This is a genomic window from Bradyrhizobium sp. AS23.2, assembly GCF_001908185.1.
Classification (GTDB): Bacteria; Pseudomonadota; Alphaproteobacteria; order Rhizobiales; family Xanthobacteraceae; genus Bradyrhizobium.
The window spans coordinates 1-3,316 of the sequence record NZ_LGHM01000184.1 but is presented as its reverse complement, the minus strand read 5'-3'; the positions used below and the strand labels follow the sequence as shown (position 1 = coordinate 3,316).

General features: G+C 56.5%; 2 protein-coding genes and 1 pseudogene. All 3 read right to left on the bottom strand.

The genetic code is table 11. From position 1 onward, the window contains the following. Positions 1-711: 711 nt before the first annotated feature. Positions 712-920: pseudogene (locus AC630_RS47420) on the bottom strand (M20 family peptidase); the annotation flags it as partial. A gap of 599 nt (positions 921-1,519) precedes the next feature. Beyond that, complete coding sequence (locus AC630_RS47415) at positions 1,520-1,684, bottom strand: biotin carboxylase N-terminal domain-containing protein (RefSeq protein ID WP_245330605.1); 165 nt, start codon at positions 1,682-1,684, stop codon at positions 1,520-1,522. Positions 1,685-2,238: 554 nt separating this feature from the next. Further along, positions 2,239-2,385, bottom strand: coding sequence for a hypothetical protein (locus AC630_RS45865; protein ID WP_167561335.1), 147 nt, complete (start codon positions 2,383-2,385; stop codon positions 2,239-2,241). Between the last annotated feature and the right edge of the window lie 931 nt (positions 2,386-3,316).

The following is a 3,316-nucleotide window of genomic DNA, read 5'->3' as shown; positions in this document are numbered from 1 at the left end:
TCCGGATTTCTGCTTCATCTTCGCTCCTTGCGGCTACGATGAACCAGAAATCCTCCCTTCGTGAAGTCCCTCAATTTGTCTCAAGGGCTCTGACGGCGAACAGGAGGAACTCGGTTTCCAATCTGCAATAGGGGAGCCGCATAGCGCGGTAGGGATGACGTTGACGTCTTCTGAATTGACCAGCTCTCCAGCGATGTGGATCAGAGAAGGCGCAGGGTGCCGACCATAGATTCTCGAGCGCATCAGGACAACCCGCAAACGGCACTGTCGCGATAATCGAGATAAAACCGGTGCGGTGCGACTCTGACACGCTCGAACATTCGCAATCCTTATCTCGACCAGCCCGAGGCTGGTGTACCTTGAGATCGTACAATTTAACATTACGGGCGATTCAAGCCCCTTGGACTTGTCGCTGGATCAATTGTTCCGGTGCTCACCAGGCAACGACGATAGGAAAAGTGGAAGAGCTCGCAGTGCCAACATTAATTAGTCGCCGGCATGGAGAAATACATAGTGCCACTTCCTCAGCAATCGACGCTCACGCGATAGCGTGCCCTTTGTCCAGCCAACGCGAATCACGAGATGCACGCTCGCTGCGGCGCATGCCCTTAAGAACGAGCCGCGCGAATGCGCGAGCGCGCCGCGGCGGCAAATGGCAATGGCAGATATCGCGTCGCGCAGCAATCACCGCAGCGTCTGGTAGGGCCGATGCTATAGCCGCCCACGCGGTTCAACTAACGAAATGCAGAGCTGCTCATAGTGCGTATGCGCGCCCCTGCCGTCGACGCCGAGGCCATCGAGTCTTGCGGTACGGCGCGGTAAACTCGGTCGGAAACGCCGCCGGTGAAGACGTCGAGAAAATCGAAGCCGAGCCAGGCGGCAAGGGGTTTGGCGTGATCGAAGCGCGCAGCTCTGGCGTCTCACTTCCATTCTCGCTGCGGCGATATCATCCAGATAGTACTTGCGCACTTCGGCCTTGAAAAGCCGAGCGATTTTCCAGGGACGTTATCCCTACGATTCTGGGCTTCCGGGCATGAAGACGTTCGCGCAGGACTGGGTCGTGGCTCATGCTCTCGTCGTCGCCATCAGTATAATACGCGTGAGCCATCCGCACCACCGGGCCCGAAGACGGCGCCGCCTCCGAGTTTTGGAATCATGTCGGCAGCTCTCTGCGGTTAACGGCAAGACAGCACCTAGTGGGTTCCAAAATTGTCAAGAATCTGCTTCTTTGCACCGAGGGATGCTTATCGAGTGTTGTGTGCAACGTACTCCGCTGGGGGGATGGAGTTGTCTTTATCGATCATTTCCCGGAATTTCCGAATGATGCGTTCTATCTTTGCCATAGATGCGAGTGCTTCAATCATTGGTGGGGACATCACTACTTATCTTTTGGCACCCCTGCGTGCACACAAAAGTGAGAGCCTAAGCCTCAGCCACGGCCTTTGCGTTGATTATCTGGGCAAGCTGCTTCGCCCTAGTCTTCGCGATCCGAGGCCAGGCCGCGATCGGCGTGCGACCGCTAATAGGAATCGCTGTGTCGGCCATGGAGACTGCCGGGCTTCGCGCATCGACCTCGTGGTAGACAACTGCAGAAGGTGCCCAGCTTCCGCAATGTCGTGATGATGCGGGCGGCGATCTCGCCTCTGTTGGCGATAAGGACTGTATCGAAAGGCAGTTTGTGCATTCGTCTATCCAAACAAGCAACTCAAACGAAATCTCCGTCACTTGGAGCGGGTTGGCCCGCTTTCGATAGCTCCGCAAGCTTATCTGTCGACCGTGAATCGACCATCCACGGCGCAATTGTTGGCTCGCTGGGCGCGGCGCGGGCGACGATCGAAGGGGCAGGATGGTCCGTCGTACCTCACTTCGAACCGTTTTTGGCCGTGTCGCGAATGGAAATCATGTAGCGACATTGAGGACTCAAGTTCGCCTGCTTGGCTCTGAGACACGCAGTGATGGCGATGGGATCCGGGATGTAGTCGCTACATAGGCGAAACACGTCCTGGATGCAGGCGTCTTTCTCCGCGTCTGTCGGCGGCTGATCTCGCGCACCAGCCGATTCGAGGCACAGAGATGCCGTTGCGACAATAAGAACTACAGCACAGAAGTTGATTTTGGGAAGCAAAGACCAGTGCGTTCGTTGTGTGCGCGTCACGATATCCTCTCCCAGGTCCGTACGTTTCGGTAGCAGTGTTGCTTGCGCAAAGCGAGTATGGCGCGCCATTTACTGATTATCGATTATAGGAGCGGCGCGATCGTCCAGCAGATCCCAGCCCAGAGAAGCGCATTGAGAAGAAGCGCCGCAAGCGGCCAGAAGTTCCAGGCTATCTTCGGCTGCGAAGCATTGAGTGTTGATCTGCGATAAGCGTTGTCCAGTTCGATCATTTGGTTGTTCGATGTGCGCCGGTTGTCGATATGCAGATGTTCGTGCCGCGCCGGTGAAGAGCTATGGCTCGGATCACGGCAAGGTTGAAGTCACCGAAGCCATGTCGCGTCGGTGATCATGCTCACCTCTGCAATCGGCATGCCGCGAAAGAAAGCGCTCTGAGCGCTGCCGAGGATAGGATATAGCGTGCTTTGCGAGACGGCCAGGGAGTGGTCTGGCGAAAGCCGTTGTCGGGTTCTCTACATCGACGTCGTGAGCCGGACATTACTGGTGGGACAAGTGCACCCCTCTCCAGCAGGAGCATGCTGACGCGTTGTAAGCTCTCAATGTCCAAGGAGCTGTGCGCGCAAGAGCCCCCAATCGATGCTACGATGTTGAACAGAATATCGTCGCAGCGGTGAGGCTGCGCTTTGCAAGATCCTTACGAACTAGAAATCAACTTGACCGTCAACCCCACTTAGCGACAAGCCGGGTGGTGAAACAACGGCGGAAGGTATCTCCTCGACCGCCAAGTCTCGCAAGCTGTGGCGACCCAGGCTACCTGGCAGGCGCGCTCACAACGTACGACTCAGTTGGCGTTCAGCCTCCGATCACATCAGTTCTCCTGCATCAGATATTCCATCATCTTGTTGCAAGCTCCCTCAGTCTTGGCGAACGTTCTGAAGGGCGAGCCACCGATTCTTATGGCGGCACGGCTGTCGTCAAGTGGCCGCCACGACGCCACATAGCCACCACGTCCGTGAAAGCCGGGGCCGGTCGGAGTCGCATAGGTGATCACAAAGGAGAAACCAATCCCACATGCGCTCCATACTGTTCGTCGTCAGATGATTTGAGACTGATTAGGCGGGCTGCGAAGGGGGCTCTGGCTCATCAGGGGTTAGAGTTTAAGCGGCCTGCAGTCGATGCTGCAAGCGACGATTTGCGATGGTG

Coding starts and splice junctions, on each gene's coding strand:
- AC630_RS47415 (WP_245330605.1), bottom strand. CDS start 1,684: ATGCACAAACTGCCTTTCGATACAGTCCTTATCGCCAACAGAGGCGAG.
- AC630_RS45865 (WP_167561335.1), bottom strand. CDS start 2,385: ATGATCGAACTGGACAACGCTTATCGCAGATCAACACTCAATGCTTCG.